Source organism: Enterovibrio calviensis DSM 14347 (assembly GCF_000621165.1).
Classification (GTDB): Bacteria; Pseudomonadota; Gammaproteobacteria; order Enterobacterales; family Vibrionaceae; genus Enterovibrio; species Enterovibrio calviensis.
Genome location: NZ_JHZA01000001.1, coordinates 426,153 through 449,402 on the forward strand (window position 1 = coordinate 426,153; position 23,250 = coordinate 449,402).

A 23,250-nucleotide genomic window follows, 5' to 3' on the forward strand; every position below is an offset into this window, starting at 1 on the left:
TCCTTAAACGCGTCCTAGTGCAAAACCTTTAGCGACATGGTTACGAACGAACCAAATCACCAATAACCCGGGTACTATGGTGAGTACCCCTGCCGCTGCCAGCACGCCCCAATCGATACCGGATGCACTCACTGTCCGCGTCATGGTGGCGACAATGGGTTTGGCGTTGACTGACGTCAATGTTCGCGCCAGCAAGAGTTCAACCCAGCTGAACATGAAACAGAAAAATGCGGTGACACCAATGCCTGAACGGATCATGGGAATGAAAATTCGCACGAAGAATCGCGGAAAGCTGTAGCCGTCGATGTAGGCGGTCTCGTCGATTTCCTTCGGCACGCCCGAAATAAAGCCTTCTAAGATCCATACCGCCAAAGGCACGTTAAACAAGCAGTGCGCGAGTGCGACGGCGATGTGGGTGTCAAAAAGCCCAACCGAGCTATAAAGCTGAAAGAAAGGCAGCAAAAACACCGCGGGCGGCGCCATTCGGTTGGTGAGCAGCCAAAAGAAAAGGTGTTTGTCGCCAATGAAACGGTAGCGTGAAAACGCGTATGCCGCGGGCAAGGCGACGGAGAGTGACAGCAAAGTATTAATGGTCACGTAAGTCAGTGAATTGAGGTAGCCGTTGTACCAACTAGGGTCAGTGAAAATGATGATGTAGTTTTCGAGCGTAAAAGAGTGCGGCCAGAACGTAAGGCCACCGAGAATTTCCTCGTTGGTTTTGAATGACATCATCAGCAGCCAATAGATAGGCAGCATTAAAAACAGTATGTAGGCGGAAAGCCCTATCGATTTTTTGTTCATGGCTTAATCCCTCCTGTCCATGCTGGTCATGGCGGTGTAGAACACCCAACACACCAATAAAATGATGAGGAAATAGATGATCGAAAATGCGGCAGCAGGGCCAATATCGAACTGACCTACCGCCATCTTGGTGAGAGCTTGAGACAAGAAAGTGGTGGAGTTGCCGGGGCCACCGCCGGTGAGCACAAAGGGTTCGGTGTAGATCATAAAGCTGTCCATAAAGCGCAGCAGAACGCCCAGCAAGAGCACGCTTTTGAGCTTAGGCAGTTGGATGTAACGGAACACCGCCCAGTTCGAAGCGCGGTCAATCTTTGCGGCTTGGTAGTAAACATCAGGTATGGCGCGAAGCCCTGAATAGCAAAGCAGCGCTACTAGCGATGTCCAGTGCCACACATCCATCACCAGTACGGTTATCCACGCATCCACCGGATCTGACGCATAGTTATATTCCACGCCAATGTTATTGAGAAACCAGCCGAGCAAACCAATATCCGCTCGCCCGAATATCTGCCATATCGTGCCGACCACGTTCCATGGGATAAGTAGCGGAACAGCGAGCACGATCAGCACGATTGAGGCCTTGAGCCCTCGGGCTGGCATGGTGAGTGCTACGGCAATGCCCAGTGGTATTTCAATGGCGAGTACGCAGAAGGAATAGATAAACTGGCGCACGAGCGAGTCGTGTAAGCGCGGGTCGTTAAGGATTTCGCGATACCATTCCGTGCCGACAAAGTAGCGCGTGTTTTGGTCAAAAATATCCTGAATGGAGTAGTTCACCACCGTCATCAGCGGAATGATGGCGGAGAAGGCAACCAAGAGGAACACGGGCATAACCAATAGCCATGCGCGATTGTTTTCGGTTTTAGTTTGCATCCTGCGCTCCCGTTTCTATGTCGGGCTGTTGGGGTTCTCCAGCCAGAAATTCGTCGATGTATAGCTTTAGCCATTGGGCAGGAAAGCTAATATGGGCGTGATCCGTGGGCACGGGCGCTTCCTCGGCAATGCGCAGTTTTAGGGGCTGGCTACCAAAACGAACCGTCACAATTTTGTAGGTGCCGAGGTCTTCAACGAACTCCACCGGGACTTGCCATGCGTCGTCTCGTTTCTCTTGCCATAAATGAACAAACTCAGGGCGAATACCGACTTTGATGTTGTTGCTCTCTGTTTGTGCCAACACATCGCGCTGTTCAGCAGTGAGCAACATGTCTATCTCTTCAAAGCTGACATTGCCGTCTTGGCTTCTTTGTACAGGCAACAAGTTCATCCCTGGACTACCAATAAAGAACCCAACGAACGTGTGATTGGGGGATTCAAACAACTCGCGAGGTGTCCCAAATTGCACAATGGCACCGTCATACATCACGGCGATTTCTTCCGCGAACGTGGCGGCTTCAAGCTGATCGTGGGTGACGTAAATCATGGTGATGTGGAACTGTTCGTGGATTTGTCGCAACTTTCGGCGCAGCTTCCATTTGAGGTGAGGGTCAATCACCGTCAGTGGCTCATCGAACAAGATGGCGGAAACGTCTTCGCGAACCAGCCCTCGCCCCATCGACACTTTTTGTTTTTCGTCTGCGGAGAGATTGCTGGCGCGCTTATCCAGAACCGGAGTCAGTTCGAGCAGTTCCGCCACGTCGCTGACGCGAGAGCGCACTTTGGCCTCGGGTGTTTTCATATTACGCAGCGGGAACGCGAGGTTGTCGTACACCGTCATGGTGTCGTAAACCACGGGAAACTGGAAAACCTGCGCGATGTTTCTTTCTTGCGGGGCAAGTTGGCTGACGTCTTGATGGTCGAAAACCACTTTCCCTTCGGACGGCGTGAGCAGGCCTGAAATGATGTTGAGCATGGTACTTTTACCGCAGCCAGAAGGCCCTAACAGGGCATAGGCACCGCCATTTCGCCACGTATGGGTCATTTTTCTGATGGCGTAGTCGCTGCGACCTTGTGGAGAGGGCGAGTAAGAATGCGCCAGTGAATCGAGAATTATTTCTGCCATGCTTATCTCCTCACAAACGGCGCGCTGATTGAATCAGCTGCTTGGATTGGTCGAACACATACAGCTTGTGCGTTGGCACATAGATACTGATGCGCGCATCGACGGGGTAATCGTGAACACCGGGTAAATGAAGCACCATATTGATGTCTCGATTTCGTACGTGAAGGAAGGTTTCGCTGCCGCTGATCTCTGCCAATTCAACCTCAACAGACAGTTCGAGGTCATCGTCGTTGTGAGGCACCAAGCTCAAATGGTTTGGGCGGATACCGAATTGGTATTGCCCTTCATTGAGTTCGCTCAGATCCGTATTGAGTGGAAAGTGAATCGTTTCATTGAAAGAGACATTGCCCTCGCCAACACTGCCTTGGATCAGGTTGATGGGCGGCTCGCCAAACAAATCGGCACAGGTGACAGAAGCCGGGTGGTGATAAACCTCGGCGGTGGGCCCAGATTGGATGACTTGACCTTCGTGGATCAGCAACACGTTGCCACCCAATGCCAGTGCTTCGTTAGGTTCGGTGGTGGCGTAAACAGCAATGGTGTTGCGCTCCGCGAAGAGTTCACGCATTTCTTGGCGAAGTTCTTCTCGAAGTTTGTAATCGAGGTTGACTAGAGGTTCATCAAACAGAATCAAATCGGCACTTTTGACTAAGGCGCGTGCCATGGCAGTGCGTTGCTGCTGACCGCCAGAAAGCTCAAGAGGAAGACGATTAAGGAAAGATTCGATTCGAAGCATTTCGGCGGTTTCCTGAACGCGTTCTTTGATGATGTGTTCAGGATGCTTTTCAAGGCGCAATGGCGATGCGATGTTTTCGTACACCGTCATGTTCGGGTAATTGATGAATTGTTGGTACACCATGGACACGTTACGTTCTCGTACTGGCACGCCGGTTACATCCTGCCCGTTAAACAAGACGCTTCCAGAAGAAGGCTTATCTAAGCCTGCCATTAATCGCATTAAGCTGGTTTTTCCTGCCAATGTCCTGCCGAGCAGAACATTGAATGAACCGGGCTCGATGCGCAGATCAATGTTATCTAGCCATACTTCGTTGTTATTTATCCGTGTGACGCTTTTCAGTTCAAGTGACATGAAGGCTCCCTGAATCAGTGTTGGGGTCAATGTGGTAGCGTGAAAATCCTCTTAGCGAAAACGCGCACATTCATCACATTCCGAACGATATACGCTAGAAGTGTGCCAATAGTTAATGAAATGTTATCTACATGATTTTTAGATATATAATTTAATAATGAACAATAAGACTGTGAAAAAACTGTCACCTATTGTGTTGACTGTTAACACAATGTGAACAATGCTTAACGCTCATTTTATGTTCGAATGCGCATGGTGGGACGTTGTCATGAGCGATAAAGCTCACTCTCATAATCAGATAATCCAAGCCTCTTGGCAGCGTTGTCAGTCATTTGGGTTGATGCCAAAAAACACGCCTGAAATAGTGAAGCTCGATAATGGAGAGTGGAGCAATGTACGCGATCGTTCTCATGACTTGATTGCAACCACCCAAGAGCAAGTCCTACCTTTTTACGAGAACATTTTGGTGAACAGCAACAGTTTGGTGCTGTTAGCTGACAATGACGGGAATTTACTGAGTCGATGGGGACGGCCGGGTTTTGTGAATCAAATGGAGAAACATTTGTTTGATCACGGGACTAACTGGAGAGAGAAGTACAACGGGACCAATGCGGTAGGGACGGCTTTGCAAACAGGAGAAGCCGTTGCTGTAGGTCGAGACGAGCATTACTTAATCGCAAATCGTTACATGACCGCATCCGCTGCGCCGATATTCAACAGTGACCGTCATTTGGTGGGGGTGTTAAACATCTCATCTGATGCGTATTTGCCGACATCACACGTGACAGGCATGGTAAAGGTAATGACGCAGGCGGTTGAGAACCAGTTGATCATTGCCAACTATCACCATCACTGTCACATGCTCACGTTTAACACCAGCAGCGATAACCTCGCAAGCCAATGGGCCGGATTGTTAGTGTTCAATGAAGCGGGAGACATCATTGCGGCCAATCGCCGTGCTGATCTGTTGGTCGGACAAACGCTGGTGGGGCTGGATATTGCTTCTGTCACAGGGATTTCAGCACTCAAATTGTCAGCACACCCTGAACATCATCCCCTTTCATTTATTGGGTTATCTAAGTACCGTCTGTTTGGGACGATTAAGCGACCCGTCAATCAGACCATTCGCTCGCCACTTTCGGTGCCTTTTCCTGTTTCAGCGCCAACAACACCCCCATCAAATGTGAATATAAAGCCGAGCGAGCGTCGGCTGAAGCATTTGGATCTAGGCGACGCCAAAATGCAAAAAGCCATTCGCCAAGCTCAAAGTGTGGTGAACAGCGATATTCCATTAGTGATCCAAGGTGAAACAGGCGTAGGCAAAGAGGTTTTTGCCAAAGCTACCCATGCGTCTTCGAGCCGAGTCGGCAAAAAGCTGGTGGCGGTAAACTGTGCAGCAATACCTGCAGATCTCGTGGAATCTGAATTGTTCGGTTATGTGAAAGGTGCGTTCACAGGGGCGAGTGCAAAAGGCAGCATTGGCTATATTCGGCAAGCCGACGGCGGCACCTTAATGCTGGATGAAATTGGCGACATGCCATTGCATGTGCAAGCTCGGTTACTCAGAGTGCTGCAAGAGAAAGCCGTGACACCGCTTGGCAGCACAGAGAGTTATGCCGTGGATTTTCGTGTGATATGTGCAACACACCAATCGCTGCGAGAAGCGGTCGCACAGAAACGATTTAGAGAAGACCTTTATTATCGCATCAATGGATTAACACTTTTCTTACCCGCATTGAGAGAGCGTTCTGACACCAACGCGCTTGTTACCGTGTTATTGCCTGAGCTTGCAGGGGAGATCAGCCCGCAAATTGATGATGATGTGTTTGATCTGTTTGCTCGTCACCCTTGGCCGGGCAATATTCGACAGTTGGTGAACACACTCCGCGTTGCCTTGGCGTTGTCGAACGGTGAGAGAGTGCAACCTCATCACCTGCCGGATGATTTCTTTCTAGACCTTCGACATGATGCTGTTCCACAATCACCGCAACTAAATGTGACTCCTCGAATTGCGAGCTGGCGCGAGAGCCTTCCTTCGTTGTATGCCGAAACGGAGGGTAACATCACCCGCATTGCAGAAATTTCAGGTGTAAGCCGTAACACCATCTACAAGCGTCTTCGGGTCCTTGGTATCAAATAACCAACCCTTCATCCTCCTCGTAAATGTCAATTAAATTAGCATCTTGTTGCACATACTTTCCGTATTGTGCCGAAAAAACTCATTATGACTCTAAATATTTTTTCTTAAAAAAGAGACTTTAGTCGCATTAATCGTTTGAGTGATGTTAACCGTATTGCGTGTTTTTTACGCATTTTCTGTGTGGGAATTGAGCGAGTTTGTTTTTCTGGTGAGTGAATGCTTAGTTGCATAAATGCATTGTTTGATTCAATTAGGCGACTTGTTATGCGATTTTATGGCGGTTTTATGAATGATTAAATGTTGGTGAATTGTTAGGCTAAGTATCTGTCAAGTGCTTTAAATGTTAATAAATATATCGTTGAACTCTGTGTTTCTAGGATGTTAATTTTTATTCCGCAGCATCAATGCAAACGGAATTTATAAGAAATACAGGAACGTATTCTATGAAAAAGACAATTTTAGCAGTAGCAATCCCAGCAGTACTTTTGGCAGGCAACGTAAGCGCATTCGAAGCATATAGCGGCGATGCGGGTTCAGTAGAAGTCTACGGCCAACTTCGTGCAACACTATCTAAGTCACCAGACAAAGATATCACTCTGAATGACGGCAGCTCTCGCGCCGGTGTTAATGCGCTTTACACTGTCACTGATGACGTTGATGTGTTCGCAAGACTTGAGTACAGCATTAGCTACGACAAAGATGCGATGGCAAACCGTTTAGGCTACTTCGGTTTTACGGGTGACTTCGGTAAAGTGATTCTGGGTAAGCAATACCTGACAGCAGATGACCTTTGGGGTGTTGATAACTCATACTGGTTCGGTGGCTCTCACATCGTACAAGGTACGGTTTCCGGTGGTAAGCACGACAGCGCTGTTCGATACATTCTAGATACGGATTTTGCAACGTTTGACGCGAGCTATGGCCTTGCAGAAGACGGTGCAGCTGCACAAGTTGCTGAACTATTTGTGAGCAAAGACATCGCAGGCTTCTCAGTAACCGCGGGTGTTTCTTCTGCTGAGCAAGAACATGGCGCATTTGATTATAAGGTTGACGAAACGCAAACTGTTAACGTTAAGGCGGGTGCAGTAGACGACCTTTACTACACATTGTGGGCAGATCGTTCGTTTGGTGACTTGAATGTCGGTGTTCAATTCGCAAGCAGCGCAATGGAAAGTGATGCTTTGGCCGTAGACATTGATCGCCAAGGTTACACACTAGCGCTGAACTATGCACTGTCAGCTAAATCTGACGTATACGGTGGTTACGAACTCACTGAGATTGAAGCGCGTGCTGACCAAGTTGGACTTGCTGAGAATGATGACTACACCAATGTTTACGTAGGTGCAGTACACAGATTCAATTCATATTTCCGCCTTTGGGCTGAAGCGGCATACTCAGACGGCGTTACTTTGGGTTACAAGAACAACAAAAATGATGGTTTCAGCGTTTCACCTAGTGTTGTAGACGGTGACGCTCAGTTCGCAATCGGTGCACGTGTTTACTGGTAATCAGTATCGTTAAATACGCTTAAACTTCACATTGCCTTTAAAGCTCAGCATGTTTGCTGAGCTTTTTCCGTTATATACCCAATAACCTGAAGAGGCTCGCTGAATCCTGCCTCTTCAGATTACTTGAGTACATCCGTTTATTGGCAAAGCGATGATTGGTATCACTTTTCTCCATGCAACAAAAAAGGAGGCATTAGCCTCCTTTTGTTCAATCATGCCACTGCTTACTCAAGCATCTTATGCATAATGACTTATTTTTTGCCTTCTTTCTCTTGGCGCGTCAATTCTTTGATTTGACGGCTGATTTCACGGCGTTCTTTTGAAATCTCAGCGCTGCTGATGATGTGGTCATCTACACGATCTTCATAATCGGCTTTCATGTTCTTGACGATTTCAACGATCTCGTCAGGCGTCATGTTTGGCTGAATGTAGTCAAGCAGGTTCTCAAGCAAGGTAACGCGCTTTTGGTTGTCGCGGATTTTTTTCTCGTTGTCCTGAATTTCCCGCTTCAGTTTATTTTTGCGACGAGAGAACTTAACGATCTCGAATACATTGTTCATCTGTGTTCAACCTTCTATGTGTAATCCTGACGAAATTAAACCACATTGAGGGCGTCGGAAACAGTCTTTTGATCAAGGAAAAGTGAGTAATTTGGGAAGTTGTAATCGGCGTGGAATGTACGAAACTCTTAGCAGTTTTTGCCGTCATGCAGTGAAAGCCATTGCTTGGGCTCGTAGGTATGCATGACGACAAATGAAAGTAAATTACTCGACGGTGCCTTCTAGTCGAACAGATTCACTCTGGGTTTTTAATGTGGCCCCTCTCAACATGGCAGTGACCAATTCAGTCGCATCAAATTTCTCTAGTGCTTCATGTGCCCCCACTTGATGGGCGCGATCAACACTGATTTCGCTTGATAGGGAAGTATGGAGGATAAGGTAAGCTTCTGATAACGAATTGTTACTGCGGATCTCAAAGGCTAACTCATAGCCATCGATGCCCGGCATTTCAATATCGCTGACCACAATATCGAATGGTCGTCCTTGCATGGCAGATTCTTTCATCTTCTCCAATGCATCAAGGCCATCACCGCTAACCACGTAAGGGATGTTGATGCTGTCGAGTGCTTCAGAGAGTTGACGCCTTGCTAAGCTGCTATCATCAACCAACAGAATATGCATAGGTTTGAGCTTTTCTCGATCAACATCAGCAAGGATCGGGTGCAGTTTATCTGCTGAGGTAGGGAATACTTTCGACATGATGAGCTCAACGTCGAGCAGTTGAACGATTTTCTCTTCAACATTCATCACGCCAGTCAAGAAAGCATGTGAGCCCAGCGTGTTGGGCGGTGGCGTAATATTGCGCCAGTCACACTCACTGATTTTCTCTATACCACGAACAAGAAAACCTACCACGCGGCGCTGGCAATCGGTAATGATGATATAGCAATTCTCATACTCTTCTTTACCCACCGCGGGGTATCCGATTGCTTTTGCCATATCGATAATAGGCGTCGTGATACCGCGCATATTGGCCGTACCCACCACGGTGTGATGAGAGCCAGGCAGTGCAGTTAGTGGGCAATAAGGAACGATTTCGCGCACTTTCAGTGTTCCGATAGCAAAAGTCTGCATCGCTGAAAGTTTAAAGAGCAGCATTCCCTGAGATTCATTGGCCTTGCTTTTCATATTCGCGCCTATCACTAACGGAAGTGTTTTTATATTTGTACTTTAATTGTAGCGTTTCGTTGTCATGATAACACCTAGGTTGTTCTGATTTTTTGCAAGTCTTTAGCAAGTTGTTCTGTTATTGCGGTGTGATTTGTAACGATCTGTTATCGCAAATCTACGTTGTGGCTTCGCTTTATTCATGAACTTTTTCTATTATGAATGTTGATAGACAACACGATAAATATACTGCCTTGATGATTGATACGGGTCAGTGTGCTTTATTGGTTTTCACTGGATAGACAAAGAGAAATCACACCTTGATGTGATCAAGCAATGGTTTAGAAATGGTTTAGACCCATGACGAGTATTCTTGATTCTGTAGATTCCCGTACGCGCCTTGTTGGCGAAAATCGCCTTGAACTGCTGATTTTCCAACTGGGCACACGACAGCTTTTTGCCATTAACGTGTTTAAAGTACGCGAAGTGCTAAAAGTGCCACATTTAAACCAGATGCCTGGTGCTCACCCCAAAATTAGTGGGTTAGCAACCATTCGTGGACATTCCATTCCTGTGATTGATATGCGTCAGTCTATTGGCATGAAGCCATTGGAAAAAGACCAGGATTCCAATCTGATTGTCACTGAATATAACCGAACCATTCAGGCATTCTTGGTCGGTAAAGTGGTGTACATCAAAAACATGGGCTGGGATGAAATCATAGAGCCACCGACAACAGGACGTGGTAACTATTTGACTGCCATCACCCGGCTTGAGCATGAAGATGCCCTTAAGTTGGTTGAGATTATTGATGTTGAAAAGGTATTAGCCGAGATTGTTTCTTACGACATTGGTATTTCTGATGAGGTGCTTGATGAGGATCTCTCTCAGCACTTGGTGGGTAAGAAAGTGCTGGTGGTGGATGACTCTTCGACGGCGAGAAAACAAGTCACCGAAACACTCGGTCAACTTGGCATTGAATGCATTGAAAAGAAAAATGGTGCGCAGGCGCTGAATCTTCTCAAATCTTGGTGTGATGAAGGCAAAAAAGTGACCGATGAAATTTTGTTGATGATCACGGATGCGGAAATGCCAGAGATGGACGGATATAAACTCACCTCGGAAGTGCGTGCTGACACAAGGATGAGCAACCTTTACATTGCACTGAATACGTCGCTCAGTGGTAGTTTCAATGAAGCCATGGTCGAAAAAGTAGGCTGTGACCGCTTTGTGTCTAAGTTCCAGCCAGATTTACTGGTTGATGTTGTTCAAACTCGTATGAGAGAAGCACTAGAGAATAAAACGGCAAGATAGCATGGGCAGGTTACGACAGCAGTGCTGGCTGTCGATGAATGCTTCAGATTGGTTGTTACGAGTCATGCAGTCCTGAAATGGCTCCTCTACAGCGGCTACCCACAGAATAACTTATTCACTTTTTCTGTGGATAAGTAAGTGAGTGTTAGCTTCTACTCTTGTCAATACCCTTGTATTATGGGCGCTCTCACCTGAATAATCGGTGGTGGTTAGAAATCGCTCACTTATTGTTATTCTTTCCATCCTTCACTTTTTACTTCGGTTTTGAAAAGCAAATTCGTTAAACTGTACGGCATATCGCACAAGGCCGTTTAGATAAAAGTTTGGAGTACATAATTGATCTCTGTTGAAAAATTAGAGGGATTAACCGCACGGATAGCGATACTAAATGAAGAGATAAAACGACAGGATGTCGAATTCTACCTTTTTGTTCCTGGTGAACTTAACTTTTCCAAGAACGTATTGAGTGAAGATGATTTCTACAACACGGTATTGTCGAACACGCGTACCTATTTCACGTCTCAATATCACCTTCCTCTAGTACATTCACGCTTGGCGAGCCGAGACAAACTCCCGTCCGATAAATATCGTGTCAGTTTGAGTTTGTATGCCTATCAGTATTCATTGTCTCTTGAGAAAACAACCCACCGATTTTTTGATTCGATGAAGGATCTTTCTGAGGAAGAGTCGGTTGAACAGCTAGAAATGATCACGGATATGGCGGTGGAAATCCTTCGCCGTTTGCGCCGTTATAAACCCAAAGACGACAACCTGATCAAATACTTCAACAACATTGATAACTACCTGTCTTGGTTTACAGAGCAGCGCTTCCTTTCATTGGTCACACACATGCCAAGGAGTGCGGCGTTTAAGCCGATTCGTGAACAGTTGATTGGCGTGTGTGAATCAGAGGCCGCTTATCGCATAGACAAAAACTACAATTCTGTGAAAGCACAAAATGACCCGACACGCATGGTGAACAAAATGCGTTTGGCGCGTCGCTTGATTGAATACCCTGTCACCATTCGACAAAACGACGTGGTGCTTGGACAAACTTTGAATAAGTTGGCGAAGGGCACGGCAACGGGGCTTGTGATGATCTTCGTGACCATTGCGATCATTCGTATGCGCAGTTTCTTGGGTGAAATCACCTTGTCGTTCGTGTTGGCAATGGCGGGCTTGTACGCATTGCGTGAGATCTTTAAAGATGATCTTCGTGACGTGCTATGGCGTTGGATTCGTAAAGGGCGACCAAAATGGCGCAAGATGTTTACCGACCCGACGTCCGGTCAGCGTATTGGTAATCAGCTTGAATGGCTGGACTATATCGCGTTCGATAAAATCCCTGATGATGTCCGCAAAGTGCGTCGTGGCAAGCTTCGTCAGCGTGAAGAATCGGTGGTACGCATCAAGATGGTGACGCAGATGTCGACCACTAAATTCCTCAGTGGTTACGACATGACGCGTGAAGTGTGGCGGGTTGATTTTCGTCCATTCTCGCGCCTGATGGCTCGTGGTAAACAGCGTTTCTATACCTTAAATGAAGGTAAAGTCAGCCAAGAATCTATTGATAAACGTCACCAGTTTAACTTGATTTCAAAGCAGAAAAACCAAGATGGCAGTGTGACAATGCAACGCTGGAAAATAACAGTGAACCGCTCAAAAGTGGTGGATGTCGAAGAAGTCTTCGGCTGATTTACTCTCGTTATTATTGCCGTGATCAGTGAAAATCCTGTGGCTAGAAGCATAAGTTTGCTTGGATGAGTAACTGATCGAGCGTTGGTGTTATTCAGCGTGATTAATATTGCGGTGACGAATAAGTAAATGTAGTAGAGAAATAGACGCAATCCGCTATGGTCGGATTGCGACACTGCAACGCTTCACTAGCGTTGGCTCTAGTTGAATCACCTTCGCCTCATCGCTATTTTTTTCGAGCTTGGCAAGCAGCGTATCCACGGCTGTTTGACCCAAGCGATGCTTAGGCTGATGAATCGTGGTGAGTGAAGGCGTCATGTATTTGGAAATTTGAATATCATCGTAACCAATGATCGAGAGGTCTTTCGGTATCGCAATCCCTTTTTCATTGGCCGCATTGATGACACCCATCGCCATCATGTCGTTACAAACAAAAATGGCACTCGGCAATGGCCCTTTCTGATACATGCGATGAAAAGCGTCATAGCCACCATCACATTCGAAGTTGGACTCAATGATCCAATTAGCGTGAAACGCGAGACCTTCTTCATTTAATGCCCGCTTGTAGCCTTCGTAACGCATATGGGCTTGGTAGCGGTTCAATGGCCCTGTAATGCAGCCAATGTTTTGGTGGCCGCACTCAATCAAGTATTTCGTTGCTAAGTAACCACCATGAAAAGAGTTATCTTGAATTTTGTCGCTAGCAAACAGCATTGGGCCCCAGTCCATGACAACCACGGGAACATCGGGATAGCGATCAAAAACGTCGATGTTTTCGCCTTCTAGCGAAGAGCACATCAGAATCATCCCATCTACACGTTTTTGCAAAAGCGTGGTAATCGATTCTTTCATTCGCTGTTGATCACCTTCTGTATTACACAAGATGAGGTTGTAGCCTTTTTGGTAGCAACTGCGTTCTACCCCTTTTACCACTTCGCCAAAAAAAGGATTTGAAGACGTGGTTACCAACATCCCCAATGTTTTGGTTCGATTGGTTTTTAGGCTTCGTGCTAATGCAGAAGGCGAATAGTTGAGCTGCAGAGCGGCTTGGTTTACCCGCTCTGCAATGTCTTCGCTCACGTAACGAGATTGGTTGATAACATGGCTGACCGTCGAGGTGGATACACACGCCAGTTTCGCAATGTCTTTCATTGTCGCCATATTATCTAACCCTAATTACTGCTTAGTAAGAAACGCCTCGACTTCTTCACGATGAGGAATGGATGTTTGCGCGCCAAAGCGAGTAACACTGATCGCGGCGGAGGCATGAGCAAATTTAATGGCTGATTCTATAGGCATTTCTTCAAGCAAACCAGTGACGAATGCCCCATTAAAGGTATCACCGGCTGCCGTTGTATCTGTCGCTTCTACTTTAAATCCTGTAATCAATTGACCCACACCATTTTGGCTTAACCAAACTCCTTTTGCCCCTAGCGTTATCATCACTGTCGCAATGCCTTTTTGGTGCAAAATGTTGGCTGCTTGCTGCGCGGATTCATCGCATTGAACCGTGATGCCGGTTAAGGCTTCCGCTTCGGTTTCGTTAGGGGTAATGACATCCACGTTTTGCAATAACGCATCAGGTAGCGCGCGTGCGGGTGCAGGGTTCAGGATCACCTTTGTCTGATTCTCTTTGGCGACCTGAGCGGCTCGCTCAATGCCTTCTAGCGGCGTTTCCAGTTGCATGAGTAAGTATTGCGCGTTAGCAATCGACGCCAAATCATCACTGATGGCATCCGCGGTGAGGTAATCATTGGCTTCTGCTGACAGACAGATGCTGTTCTCGCCGCTGTCAGACACTTGGATCATGGCGATACCGGTTGGGCAATTTGGTTGCATCTTGATACCGCTGATATTAATGCCGTCTAAGCGGAAACTTTCACGGATGTTGATCCCAAATGCGTCATCGCCTACGCAAGCAATAAAACCGATGTCGGCATTCAATCGAGCAGCGGCTACTGCTTGGTTTGCGCCTTTTCCTCCGGGAATGACTTGGTAGTTACGACCATGTAAAGTCTCACCGGGACGAGGAAAAGAAGGGACTTGAAGAACGTGGTCTGCGTTTACACTGCCTAGCACAACTAACTTGTTCATTGGGTAATCCTTGGTTCTCGAGGAACGTTTTTCGAATTTTGTCTACTAAGATGACGCTTAAAAAGCCTTTGGTTTTTCGATGCTCATGAGCTGAAAAACCAAAGACATTTTCTCTTTCTTTCTTTCTTTCTTTCTTTCTTTCCTCTCTTCCTAGCAGGCGTTATTTGCGCGTTAAGAAGAGAGCAAAGAAGATAAAAATCGGGACGTTAACGAATGCCGGTGCGCACAGTAAAGGTGCGCTCTTCATTCGCCTGTAGGTAAATTAACGTGCCTTTTTCTTTGGCGGTTAAGTAACCTTCTGGGCGACATGTTGCAGGCAGGGCATACGCCGCGACCTGCTGATCACCACTGCACAAAATCCAGCGTGTCGCGCTATTAAACTCATCGGTACTAAATTCAGTCACCATTTGCTTGTCACCCATGGTCATATTGAATACTGCGCGCTTTGCGTATTGCGAAATGTCATCGATACAGTAAACAATTTCCGGGTCGAACATGTCCGGTGTGTTCAGGGTTTGAATAGGGGCTGACGTTTTTAGATTTTCATTATACGCGAGCCATTGTTCGTTTGGCTGAACATGTGCGGGAATCGTTTCACGGAGCTGAAATGCGTGATCAGGGATATTCTGCGTCATCACTGCATCCGCGATATAGGCAGTATTGATATGGCACATGTACTGCAGCGGCATAGGCACTGTCGCGAGATTTTTCACCTTCATTTGAATATCAAACAGGCTAGCATCTTTCGCCAAGCAGACTGACGGCTGTGCCAAGTAATGGTCGCCAAAGCCCATTACATATTCATAACTGCCTTTCATCGTGACCGCAGTATCACTGATTTCAAGCCAAGCGCTGTCCATCGCTGCGCAAGGCATCTCGCCATGCAGAACATGGTCATCTTGAGGTGTTGGACACCCCATGCGAATCATACCTGCGTGGAACGCAAAACAACCGTACGTCTCAACAATCGTTTTCGCTGGCTTCGGCTCTGAAAACATGTTTTTCATGCACAAATCTGTACCCAAAAACTCTGCGTCCCAAATCATCTGCCCCATAAATGGCAAGATAACGAGGTGGCCTTTTGCGTTTTTGATCTCTACGGCGTGGATGCCGGAGTTGTAAATGAAGGAGTAGATTTCAAATGAATCTGATTGTGCAATCAGCACTTTCTCTTTGCGAAACTGTTCTTTGTATAATGGGATAGTAAACATAGACACCTCAAAAAGTGGCCACTCTTTGCAGAATGGCCACTCAATTCAATTATGCAGTCGCGGCCGTGTAAGAAAATGCTTGCTTGTATTTCTTCTCACTGAAGAAGTAGCAGAACACACCCGCAAAACAAACGGCGTTGACGATGAATGAGGTTTGCATGCCCATGTGATCCGCCATCAAGCCTTGTACGACAGGAATTGCCGCACCACCGATGATAGACATCACTACAAATCCGCCCGCAGTTTCTGTGTAGCGTGTATCAACGGATTGCAGCGTCGACGCGAAGATAGTTGCCCAACAAGGTGCGAACAGTGCTGATGTACCCACAGCAACCCACACAGCGCTGAAGTTAGGCACAAACGTGACGTAGATTAAGCAGAATACACCGACCGCTGAGTAGCCCATCAAGACGTTCTCTTGCGAGGTCTTAGTGAATAAGTAGTTCGCTAGCAGCTTACCTAAGAAGTACATAATAAAGGCATAAAGCAGGTAGTTGGCCGCATCGTGCTCAACCATGTTTGAATCCATTTCAAGTGCGAGGCGAATGGTGAATGACCACACCGCCACTTGCATGCCCACGTAAGCAAACTGCGTGACGATACCTTTGAAGAAACGTGTATTGCCAGCAAGGTATGACAAGGTTTCACTAAACGATGGCTGGTCATCTTTCTTATTCGTTACTGCTTTGCAGTTTGGATATTCCGTCACCGCAATAAGGATAGCGACGGTCGCAATCACACCCACCAACCACTTGTAAGGTTCTAGTGTCTGTTGCAGCACTTGTTCTTTAAACACTTCTAGCTCTGGGCCTGTTAGCGTTGCCATCATATGGCCAACGTCGACGCCTTCTTGGAAAATAAGGTGCTTACCGAGCAGTAGACCGATGATGTAGCCCATCGCATTGATGGTGTGAGAAACATTCAAACGCAACGTGGCGCGTTCGGGCTCACCGATCATCGCAGAATAGGTATTGCACGAGGTTTCAAGGAATGACAAGCCAATTGCGATACAGAAAATCGCTGCCAAGAACATGGTGTAAGTGCCCGCGTGGGACGCAGGGAAGAACATCATGCAGCCAAAGATATACAGTGCTAAGCCCAGCAGTATTGCCAATTTATACGATGTTTTTTTCACAACCATAGAGGCAGGGATCGCCACTAAGAAGTAAGCACCATAGAAGGCAGATTGTACCAGTGCCGAGGCAAAGTTAGACAAATCAAAAATGGATTTAAACTGTGTGATTAAGACATCGTTCAGCGCTGCCGCCGCAGACCACAATGCAAACACAGAAGAGAGCAGCAAAAATTGGAATAATGGCGTTTTGTTCAGGAATCCGTCGGCATGTTGCACGGTATTGTTTCGAATAAACATAATGTACCTTCCATTCTTTCTGTCACGCTCAGTGGCTCGCCACGTTCGGCAACAGGTTGTCATTTAAATATTATTTTTTGGAATGTTTAGAAAACAACGCCAGCTTGAAAAATCACGTTGGCATAAGGCGTACATTCACCCGTGCGAATCACCGCTTTGCTATCGTGCGTACGTTGCTTAAATTGCTCGTGAGTGAGATGTTGGATGTTGAAGGTTTTGTTGCAACGCACTTGCTCTGCGTCTAATTCTGTCATGAGCGCTTGGTATAGCTCAGGGCTGATTTCCGCAAACTCTTTCGCTATGACGACCCCTTCAATTTGTGACTCAGAGAGGATCACTCGAACGGTATCAATGAAACTCGGTACGCCATGGGTCAGCGCTAAGTCGATACGAGAAACCGAATCCGGAATTGGCAGACCTGCATCACAAATGGTGATCTCATCGGTATGGCCTAGCGTCGCCAGCAAATAAGAAATATCAGAATTTAGTAGAGTAGTTTTTTTCATTTCATCGACCTTTCGGCTACACGTCTTGCAACATTGAATAGAAGATTTGAATAGATGATGAGCGACAAAAATTGTGCTGTTTCATTCTTCAAAAAAGCTCATCGAAACGTTTCGATGAGATAATATTCTTCTAAATTGGCTTTGCATTAAGCTTCCATCATATGTGTGATTTCGATCTTTCTGGCGGCAGTTTCGGATAGATTATTGAGATACTGATCATATCACTGGGCTTGCGGTTGAGCTTTTGGCAGAGTAAAAACACGTAAGGTAAGGATTAAGCAGTGTGAAATTGACGAAAATCTTTGATAACCAGAATTAAACAGTATGCAAACAAAGCATTCACTTTGCGGGGTTCGAAAAGAGAAATTGCTGGCTCGCACTCATTCACCGGTGCTGGTAACGCTAGAAGAAACATGCAGGCTGCTGGGCTTGACGATGATGACTTGCTGAACATTGGCTGATATGCCGCTTAATGAAAATCTCTCGCTTGGATGAGTAACTGATCGAGCGTGGATGTCATGTCGATTAAACGCCCTGCAATAATATGTACTACCTCACCTTCCCGTTCTAATATTCCTTTTATTTTTAATATTTTGGCAGTAACAAACGGCGTGTTTTGCGCTCTTGCTGTGGCTAGCCAGACTACGACATTGATATTTCCGGTTTGGTCCTCCAAGGTCATAAAGGTTACGCCACTTGCGGTGCCTGGGCGTTGTCGCCCTGTGACTACACCGGCAACGGTGACGGCAGAGCCTGATTTGATGGTGGCCAGTTCACTGGCGAGGCGATGTTTTCCCAACTTTCCATTCTCATCTAAGAGCGCAATAGGGTGCTTACCTAACGTCAATCCGGTTGAGGCATAATCTTCAATCGCATCCTCAATAGCGGTAGGCGATTGAATGGTTTGCTCGTCATGGTCTGTGGGCGCGGTATTTGCGAGCAGTGGCAGCGTATGCGTGTCATCCATCATTTGCCATCGCGCTGAAAACCGATTGTTTGCCAGTACTTGCGTGGCATTCGCACTGGCGAGCGCTTGGAGATCGCCTCGACTCATCCCGCACTGGCGTAGTTCATTGATGTGTTGAAAGCCTTGTCTCGGCCGATGAGAAAGAAGTTGCTCACCACCTTGTGCGGAAAAGCCTTTCACAAGACGAAAACCCAAACGAAGGGCGTATTGGTTGTTCTCGACAACTTGTTGATGATCCCAGTCGCTGTGATTGACACATATAGGTAAGATTTTCACCCCATGACGAGCAGCATCTTGGAGAAGCTGCGAGGGGCTATAAAAACCCATGGGTTGGCTGTTGAGCAACGCGCAGTAGAAGGCAACAGGGTAGTAATGCTTTAACCACGATGAGGTATATGCCAATACTGCAAATGAAGCACTGTGGGATTCGGGAAAGCCGTATTCGCCGAAGCCTTGTATCTGCTTAAATATTTGCTCTGCGAATGCAATATCGTAACCTCGTTCTTTCATCCCATTGATCAGCTTTTCGCGAAAAGGGGCGAGTTTGCCGCTGCGCTTCCAAGCCGCCATGGCACGACGAAGTTGATCCGCCTCACCACCACTAAAGCCTGCCGCCACCATGGCGAGTTGAATCACCTGTTCCTGAAAAATGGGTACGCCCATGGTGCGAGAAAGCACAGACTCGACTTCCTTTGAGGGATAAGAAACGGCTTCTTTTCCCCATCGACGTTTTAAGTAAGGATGCACCATGTCCCCTTGTATTGGGCCAGGACGCACGATGGCTATCTGTATGACTAAATCGTAATAGCAAGCAGGCCGTAGCCTTGGCAGCATGTTGATTTGTGCGCGGGATTCCACCTGAAAAACCCCCACAGAATCGCCTCTTTGTAGCTGTTGATAGACTTGAGGATCGTCACCCATGGCAGTGATATCCGCGATAGATAGGGCACGGTTATCCTGTTGGTGGATTATTGTAAATGCCTTGCGAATAGCGCTGAGCATACCTAATGCGAGGATATCCACCTTGAGTAACCCTAAAGATTCGAGGTCGTCTTTATCCCATTGGATCACGCTTCGCTCAGCCATGGCGGCGTTTTCAACCGGAACCAGTTCATACAAGGGCCCAGCAGAGATAATGAACCCGCCGACGTGTTGGCTTAAATGACGAGGAAACCCACGAATCTCTTCAACTAATTCCAATAACCAGCGTCCGTGATGAGACTCGATATCTAAACCGAGCGCTTTGAGTTGCTCCGTTTTATCGAGGTCTTTGTCTCTGTGGTTAAGATTTTTGATGTAGTAATCAAGCTGTGTGTCGTTGATGCCTAAGGCTTTACCGACATCTCGAAACGCGCTCTTAAACCGATAAGTGATCACGGTGGCAGCCAGTGCTGCGCGCTGGCGGCCATATTTTTGGTAAATATACTGGAAGATTTCCTCTCGGCGCTCGTGCTCAAAATCCACGTCAATGTCTGGCGGTTCATCGCGTTCTTTAGAGATAAAGCGCTCAAAGAGTACATTCACTTTGTCGGGGTTTACCGCAGTTATCTCAAGGCAGTAACACACGACAGAATTGGCTGCCGACCCTCGCCCTTGATATAAAATTCCCTGCGATTTAGCAAACTGGACAATGTCGTAAATAGTGAGGAAAAAGAATTCGTATTTTTGCTCTGCAATGAGTACCAGTTCTTTTTCAATGATGGCGCGAACGTCAGGTCGAATTCCGTCAGGAAATCGCAGTTTTATGCCTTGTTCAACAAGGTGGCGAAGGTAATGACTGACAGTGAAGCCATCTGGGACCAACTCAGCAGGGTATTCGTAACGCAATTCACTTAGACAGAAGTTGCACCGCTTAACGATGTTGGCGGTTTCTTGTATCCACGCTGGTGGGTAAAGCTTAGTGATCTGGTCGAGAGGCTTGAGGGCTTGCTCTCCATTGCGCGGCAGTGACAGTCCGCACTCATGAAGCGGTTTTCTTAAACGAATGGCAGTCAGCACATCAAGGAGAGGCTGGCGTCTCGGGTGGTGCATGAGAATATCATTGGTGCAGACGATCGGCAGGGCAAGTGAGCCAGCCAGTGTTTCTATCAAGGTCAGGTAGCGGGACTCATCAGGCAGTAGAAGGCGTTCAGCGCCAATCCAGAGCCGCCCGTCAAACGTGTTTTTTAGCCAATGTTGGAAAGACGCTTTCTGGATATTTTGTTCGTGATCAAGCGTTGGAAGCCAAATACACAAGCAGTGTTTGATGTGGCCAAAATCATCACTAAAAACCTGATAATGCCCTTTTTCACTTCGCATACGTGCTTGGGTGATCAGCCGAGCCAATTCGCCATAAGCGATACGACTTGGGCAAAGCAGAATCAGTTTCTCCCCTTGATAGGAAATTTCTGAACCGACAATGAGTGTGAGAGACAGTTGCTGATCTCTAATCGCTGTGTAAGCACGTACTACGCCAGCAAGAGAGCATTCATCGGTGATGGCGAGAGCTTTGTAGCCCAAAGTTTCAGCGCGGACGACTAACTCTTCAGGGTGAGAGGCTCCCGTTAAAAAGCTGTAGTTGCTTTTACAATGCAGTTCACCAAACCAAGGGAGTGGGGTGGACGGATTATTTCCCATGTTGAATCCGCTTAGCAAAAAAGACCATGTTCAAACCATTCCCCTGTTGCCGTACGAAATACCCAACACCATTGCCCGCGCTGATTACGTGCGATGAAATAATCGCGTTGAATGGGGGTTTTATCCCACCAACCTCCACTGATGCGCTCAGGCCCTGTCAATGTCTCTGGTCGAGCGAGTAGAGGCCGTGGCGAAATGTGCAGCAGTGATGGTCTTGATGGAAGATGAGTGGGTAGCGTTTGTTCACAGGCGTGTAATGGCGGTTGTCGACGAAAAGCATGTTCAGGGCGATGATCGTTTTTGAGCGTCAAGCTATACACCGCCTGCTTTCCGGCTTTTGCCTGCATGAGGCTAATGAGCTCGCCAGATGTCAGTTGTCCGCGTTTTCCTGCGAATAAGTCTTGGGTTGGGGATTGTTTGGGCAGCAAGGTGGCTGCTTCAAGGCGGATATGGGTAACGGGCGCATCGAGTGTGAGTTTTTCTAAGTGCAATTGGAGTAAAGGCATCCATCGATTGGCGCGAGATTCGGGCGCGGCTGCCGACAGAGTTAAAGATTTATCATCCTGTTCGCGTTGAGTCAGCGTCACCTTCACGCTGGGAATCACGGCTTCTCTTACATCAAGAAACTTCTCCATTTCTTTTAACATGCGTTGAAGGGGAAAACAGAGAGTTTGGCTGTTGGCTATTTCATGTAAGAGCTCTATCGATTGCTGAAAGTGTTCAGGCGGTGTGAAAAAGGTGTGCTGAGCGGTTTGGCTTTGTGTCAGAGCGCGAAGTTGTTCTGGCACACTTTTTCCAAATCGCTGCCCTAAAGAGGCAATGGGTAAAGCGAAAAGCTGTTTCGCTTGGCGAAGTCCCATTCGTTCAAATTGCACGGATTGTTTGTCGGTAAAACCCAATTGGCGAACGCTGAGGGCGTCCAAAGCACTTTGTGTCGACTCTGGCGTGAGAAAGCCTTTATCGGCTTTGGCTTGTGCCAGTTTTAATGCCGCTTCAGGGTAGGGACTCAGCGCAAAATGAAAGGTCACGTTCTCATTGGTTAATGCCGATAATAGGGTATGCCAGTAATGGTCTAGCGACCCATAAAGCTTGAGCATGGGGCTGACTTTCATGAGCAAACCATTTGGCGGATAGAGCACAATGTCGGCATTGATTTGATAAAGCAAAGAAGCCAACTGTAATAGGCGTTCGGTCTCACTTTTCTCATCGTAATTCACAACCTGTAATGAATGGCAAAGCGCACTGGCTGTGCCCAAATCATTACCCAGCGTAATGCCATGCTCGAAGGCGCTTTGATTGGCCTGACAAACAGAGCCATTGCTACCCGATAGGATGATCAACGGAAGCGTAGAACCGTTATCGCGCTCCAAGGTATTGAGCAGCAGAGCGGGGAAGTATATTGAGAGCCACAGCATCATCGGAATAAAGGCACAACGTTTTTGCTGGATGGGAGAACATGAATGTCTTCTGCTTCTTCGGCATGATTTAAGAGATGTCGCTGATAGGCGTGGAAGACAGGTGGCAACGGAAGGTGGAAAGGAGGAATAGGCAACCCTCGGCGTTTAATAACACGAACATTTAGCCCTTCTTCAGTTGGCGTCACGGCAAGCCGACAGCTCACGGGTAAACCTTGTGAGCTTTCTTGATGGGTAACCATAAACAGTAAGCAATCATTCTCTGTTGCAGCTAACTGTAAGCGCCTTGCTTGCGTGACAGAGAGGCTTTTTCCCCACAGTACAGCAGTACGACAACAGCCACTTTTGATGGCTTGTTCTACGCACCACAATGTTGAAGGCAAGGTCGAATGTAAAATGATGACCTTGTTCAAATCCAGTTCGGCTTGGCATAACGCGATAGGGTTTAGCTCTCCGGGTGGAGTAGCGAATACCACCAGTTCACTGTCTTTTAAAGCGCTAGCAATAGCAGGGAGCACGAGGCGTAGTTCACCAATGCCAAAGCAGGGGAGCTGAAGTTCAACCACCCCGGATTCTGGCCAGCCGCCCTCTAGTTTCTCATCAATGATGTCGTAGCCGCTAGGTCGACAATGTGTTTGGGGTTGGTAGAGGCGATTCGCCGTCCAAATCCCGGAATGCAGAGCAAGAATGTTATCAAGCATAATTAATAATACTGTATATATGTACAGTATTATTCTAGGGTCAGATCGTCATTTGAGCAAGCGCATTTTTGTTCACTCTGAAGGTCGCTTTGATTGAGCGCTTTAAGTTGCTCAGTAGTAAGTTCTCAATGCTTAATGAGATCATTTGAGTATA

The 23,250-nt window shown here is 47.1% G+C and carries 18 protein-coding genes; 4 read left to right on the forward strand and 14 right to left on the reverse strand.

The window, feature by feature from the left end; translation table 11 throughout:
* Positions 1-3: 3 nt before the first annotated feature.
* From Q365_RS0101920 to Q365_RS0101935, 4 genes are read right to left on the reverse strand one after another with little or no spacing between them, the layout of a single operon-like run.
* Positions 4-801, reverse strand: coding sequence for a carbohydrate ABC transporter permease (locus Q365_RS0101920; RefSeq protein ID WP_028021752.1), 798 nt, complete (start codon positions 799-801; stop codon positions 4-6).
* Positions 802-804: 3 nt separating this feature from the next.
* The gene (locus Q365_RS0101925) at positions 805-1,674 is read right to left on the reverse strand and encodes a carbohydrate ABC transporter permease (RefSeq protein WP_028021753.1); all 870 of its coding nucleotides are present in this window, start codon (positions 1,672-1,674) and stop codon (positions 805-807) included.
* The gene (locus Q365_RS0101930) at positions 1,664-2,800 is read right to left on the reverse strand and encodes an ABC transporter ATP-binding protein (protein WP_028021754.1); all 1,137 of its coding nucleotides are present in this window, start codon (positions 2,798-2,800) and stop codon (positions 1,664-1,666) included. The genes Q365_RS0101925 and Q365_RS0101930 overlap by 11 nt, the downstream gene beginning before the upstream one ends.
* A 10-nt stretch (positions 2,801-2,810) precedes the next feature.
* On the reverse strand, positions 2,811-3,890 hold the full coding sequence (locus tag Q365_RS0101935; RefSeq protein WP_028021755.1) for an ABC transporter ATP-binding protein: 1,080 nt from the start codon (positions 3,888-3,890) through the stop codon (positions 2,811-2,813).
* A gap of 268 nt (positions 3,891-4,158) precedes the next feature.
* Here Q365_RS0101935 and Q365_RS0101940 point away from each other — a divergent pair, with 268 nt between their 5' ends.
* Both Q365_RS0101940 and Q365_RS0101945 read left to right on the forward strand, forming a co-directional pair.
* Positions 4,159-6,030, forward strand: coding sequence for a sigma-54-dependent Fis family transcriptional regulator (locus Q365_RS0101940; protein ID WP_028021756.1), 1,872 nt, complete (start codon positions 4,159-4,161; stop codon positions 6,028-6,030).
* A gap of 443 nt (positions 6,031-6,473) precedes the next feature.
* Entirely contained in the window at positions 6,474-7,538 is a 1,065-nt protein-coding gene (locus tag Q365_RS0101945) for a porin (protein ID WP_028021757.1), read from the forward strand.
* A gap of 251 nt (positions 7,539-7,789) precedes the next feature.
* On the opposite strand, the gene Q365_RS0101950 is transcribed toward Q365_RS0101945, so the two are convergent.
* Together Q365_RS0101950 and Q365_RS0101955 are read right to left on the reverse strand one after the other, a co-directional pair.
* Positions 7,790-8,098, reverse strand: coding sequence for a DUF496 family protein (locus Q365_RS0101950; protein WP_028021758.1), 309 nt, complete (start codon positions 8,096-8,098; stop codon positions 7,790-7,792).
* Between the two features lie 204 nt (positions 8,099-8,302).
* Positions 8,303-9,226, reverse strand: a complete 924-nt coding sequence (locus Q365_RS0101955; protein ID WP_028021759.1) for a chemotaxis protein — start codon at positions 9,224-9,226, stop codon at positions 8,303-8,305.
* Positions 9,227-9,565: 339 nt separating this feature from the next.
* Between Q365_RS0101955 and Q365_RS0101960 the strand changes: the two genes are divergently transcribed.
* Positions 9,566-10,519, forward strand: a complete 954-nt coding sequence (locus tag Q365_RS0101960) for a chemotaxis protein CheV (RefSeq protein WP_028021760.1) — start codon at positions 9,566-9,568, stop codon at positions 10,517-10,519.
* A gap of 336 nt (positions 10,520-10,855) precedes the next feature.
* Entirely contained in the window at positions 10,856-12,214 is a 1,359-nt protein-coding gene (locus tag Q365_RS0101965) for a hypothetical protein (RefSeq protein WP_028021761.1), read from the forward strand.
* Positions 12,215-12,370: 156 nt separating this feature from the next.
* On the opposite strand, the gene Q365_RS0101970 is transcribed toward Q365_RS0101965, so the two are convergent.
* The 8 genes from Q365_RS0101970 to imuA all read right to left on the reverse strand — a co-directional run bounded on the left by Q365_RS0101970 (position 12,371) and on the right by imuA (position 23,096).
* Positions 12,371-13,375, reverse strand: a complete 1,005-nt coding sequence (locus Q365_RS0101970; protein WP_028021762.1) for a substrate-binding domain-containing protein — start codon at positions 13,373-13,375, stop codon at positions 12,371-12,373.
* Between the two features lie 15 nt (positions 13,376-13,390).
* Positions 13,391-14,308, reverse strand: coding sequence for a ribokinase (gene rbsK / locus Q365_RS0101975; RefSeq protein WP_028021763.1), 918 nt, complete (start codon positions 14,306-14,308; stop codon positions 13,391-13,393).
* 206 nt (positions 14,309-14,514) lie between these two features.
* Positions 14,515-15,519: an aldose 1-epimerase family protein gene (locus Q365_RS0101980; protein WP_028021764.1), complete on the reverse strand. Its 1,005-nt coding sequence runs from the start codon at positions 15,517-15,519 to the stop codon at positions 14,515-14,517.
* Positions 15,520-15,568: 49 nt separating this feature from the next.
* Positions 15,569-16,891 (reverse strand): L-fucose:H+ symporter permease, encoded by a 1,323-nt coding sequence (gene fucP, locus Q365_RS0101985; RefSeq protein WP_035024266.1) that lies wholly within the window; start codon positions 16,889-16,891, stop codon positions 15,569-15,571.
* Between the two features lie 86 nt (positions 16,892-16,977).
* Positions 16,978-17,397, reverse strand: coding sequence for a D-ribose pyranase (gene rbsD, locus Q365_RS0101990; RefSeq protein WP_028021766.1), 420 nt, complete (start codon positions 17,395-17,397; stop codon positions 16,978-16,980).
* 469 nt (positions 17,398-17,866) lie between these two features.
* Entirely contained in the window at positions 17,867-20,980 is a 3,114-nt protein-coding gene (locus Q365_RS0101995) for an error-prone DNA polymerase (protein ID WP_028021767.1), read from the reverse strand.
* An 11-nt stretch (positions 20,981-20,991) separates the two neighbouring features.
* Positions 20,992-22,398, reverse strand: coding sequence for a Y-family DNA polymerase (locus Q365_RS0102000; RefSeq protein WP_028021768.1), 1,407 nt, complete (start codon positions 22,396-22,398; stop codon positions 20,992-20,994).
* Complete coding sequence (gene imuA, locus Q365_RS0102005) at positions 22,395-23,096, reverse strand: translesion DNA synthesis-associated protein ImuA (protein WP_028021769.1); 702 nt, start codon at positions 23,094-23,096, stop codon at positions 22,395-22,397. The genes Q365_RS0102000 and imuA overlap by 4 nt, the downstream gene beginning before the upstream one ends.
* Positions 23,097-23,250: the final 154 nt, after the last annotated feature.

Bases quoted from the DNA above. Each gene is read 5' to 3' on its own strand.
- Q365_RS0101920 (WP_028021752.1), bottom strand. From the start codon at position 801: ATGAACAAAAAATCGATAGGGCTTTCCGCCTACATACTGTTTTTAATG.
- Q365_RS0101925 (WP_028021753.1), bottom strand. From the start codon at position 1,674: ATGCAAACTAAAACCGAAAACAATCGCGCATGGCTATTGGTTATGCCC.
- Q365_RS0101930 (WP_028021754.1), bottom strand. From the start codon at position 2,800: ATGGCAGAAATAATTCTCGATTCACTGGCGCATTCTTACTCGCCCTCT.
- Q365_RS0101935 (WP_028021755.1), bottom strand. From the start codon at position 3,890: ATGTCACTTGAACTGAAAAGCGTCACACGGATAAATAACAACGAAGTA.
- Q365_RS0101940 (WP_028021756.1), top strand. From the start codon at position 4,159: ATGAGCGATAAAGCTCACTCTCATAATCAGATAATCCAAGCCTCTTGG.
- Q365_RS0101945 (WP_028021757.1), top strand. From the start codon at position 6,474: ATGAAAAAGACAATTTTAGCAGTAGCAATCCCAGCAGTACTTTTGGCA.
- Q365_RS0101950 (WP_028021758.1), bottom strand. From the start codon at position 8,098: ATGAACAATGTATTCGAGATCGTTAAGTTCTCTCGTCGCAAAAATAAA.
- Q365_RS0101955 (WP_028021759.1), bottom strand. From the start codon at position 9,226: ATGAAAAGCAAGGCCAATGAATCTCAGGGAATGCTGCTCTTTAAACTT.
- Q365_RS0101960 (WP_028021760.1), top strand. From the start codon at position 9,566: ATGACGAGTATTCTTGATTCTGTAGATTCCCGTACGCGCCTTGTTGGC.
- Q365_RS0101970 (WP_028021762.1), bottom strand. From the start codon at position 13,375: ATGGCGACAATGAAAGACATTGCGAAACTGGCGTGTGTATCCACCTCG.
- rbsK (WP_028021763.1), bottom strand. From the start codon at position 14,308: ATGAACAAGTTAGTTGTGCTAGGCAGTGTAAACGCAGACCACGTTCTT.
- Q365_RS0101980 (WP_028021764.1), bottom strand. From the start codon at position 15,519: ATGTTTACTATCCCATTATACAAAGAACAGTTTCGCAAAGAGAAAGTG.
- fucP (WP_035024266.1), bottom strand. From the start codon at position 16,891: ATGTTTATTCGAAACAATACCGTGCAACATGCCGACGGATTCCTGAAC.
- rbsD (WP_028021766.1), bottom strand. From the start codon at position 17,397: ATGAAAAAAACTACTCTACTAAATTCTGATATTTCTTATTTGCTGGCG.
- Q365_RS0101995 (WP_028021767.1), bottom strand. From the start codon at position 20,980: ATGGGAAATAATCCGTCCACCCCACTCCCTTGGTTTGGTGAACTGCAT.
- Q365_RS0102000 (WP_028021768.1), bottom strand. From the start codon at position 22,398: ATGATGCTGTGGCTCTCAATATACTTCCCCGCTCTGCTGCTCAATACC.
- imuA (WP_028021769.1), bottom strand. From the start codon at position 23,096: ATGCTTGATAACATTCTTGCTCTGCATTCCGGGATTTGGACGGCGAAT.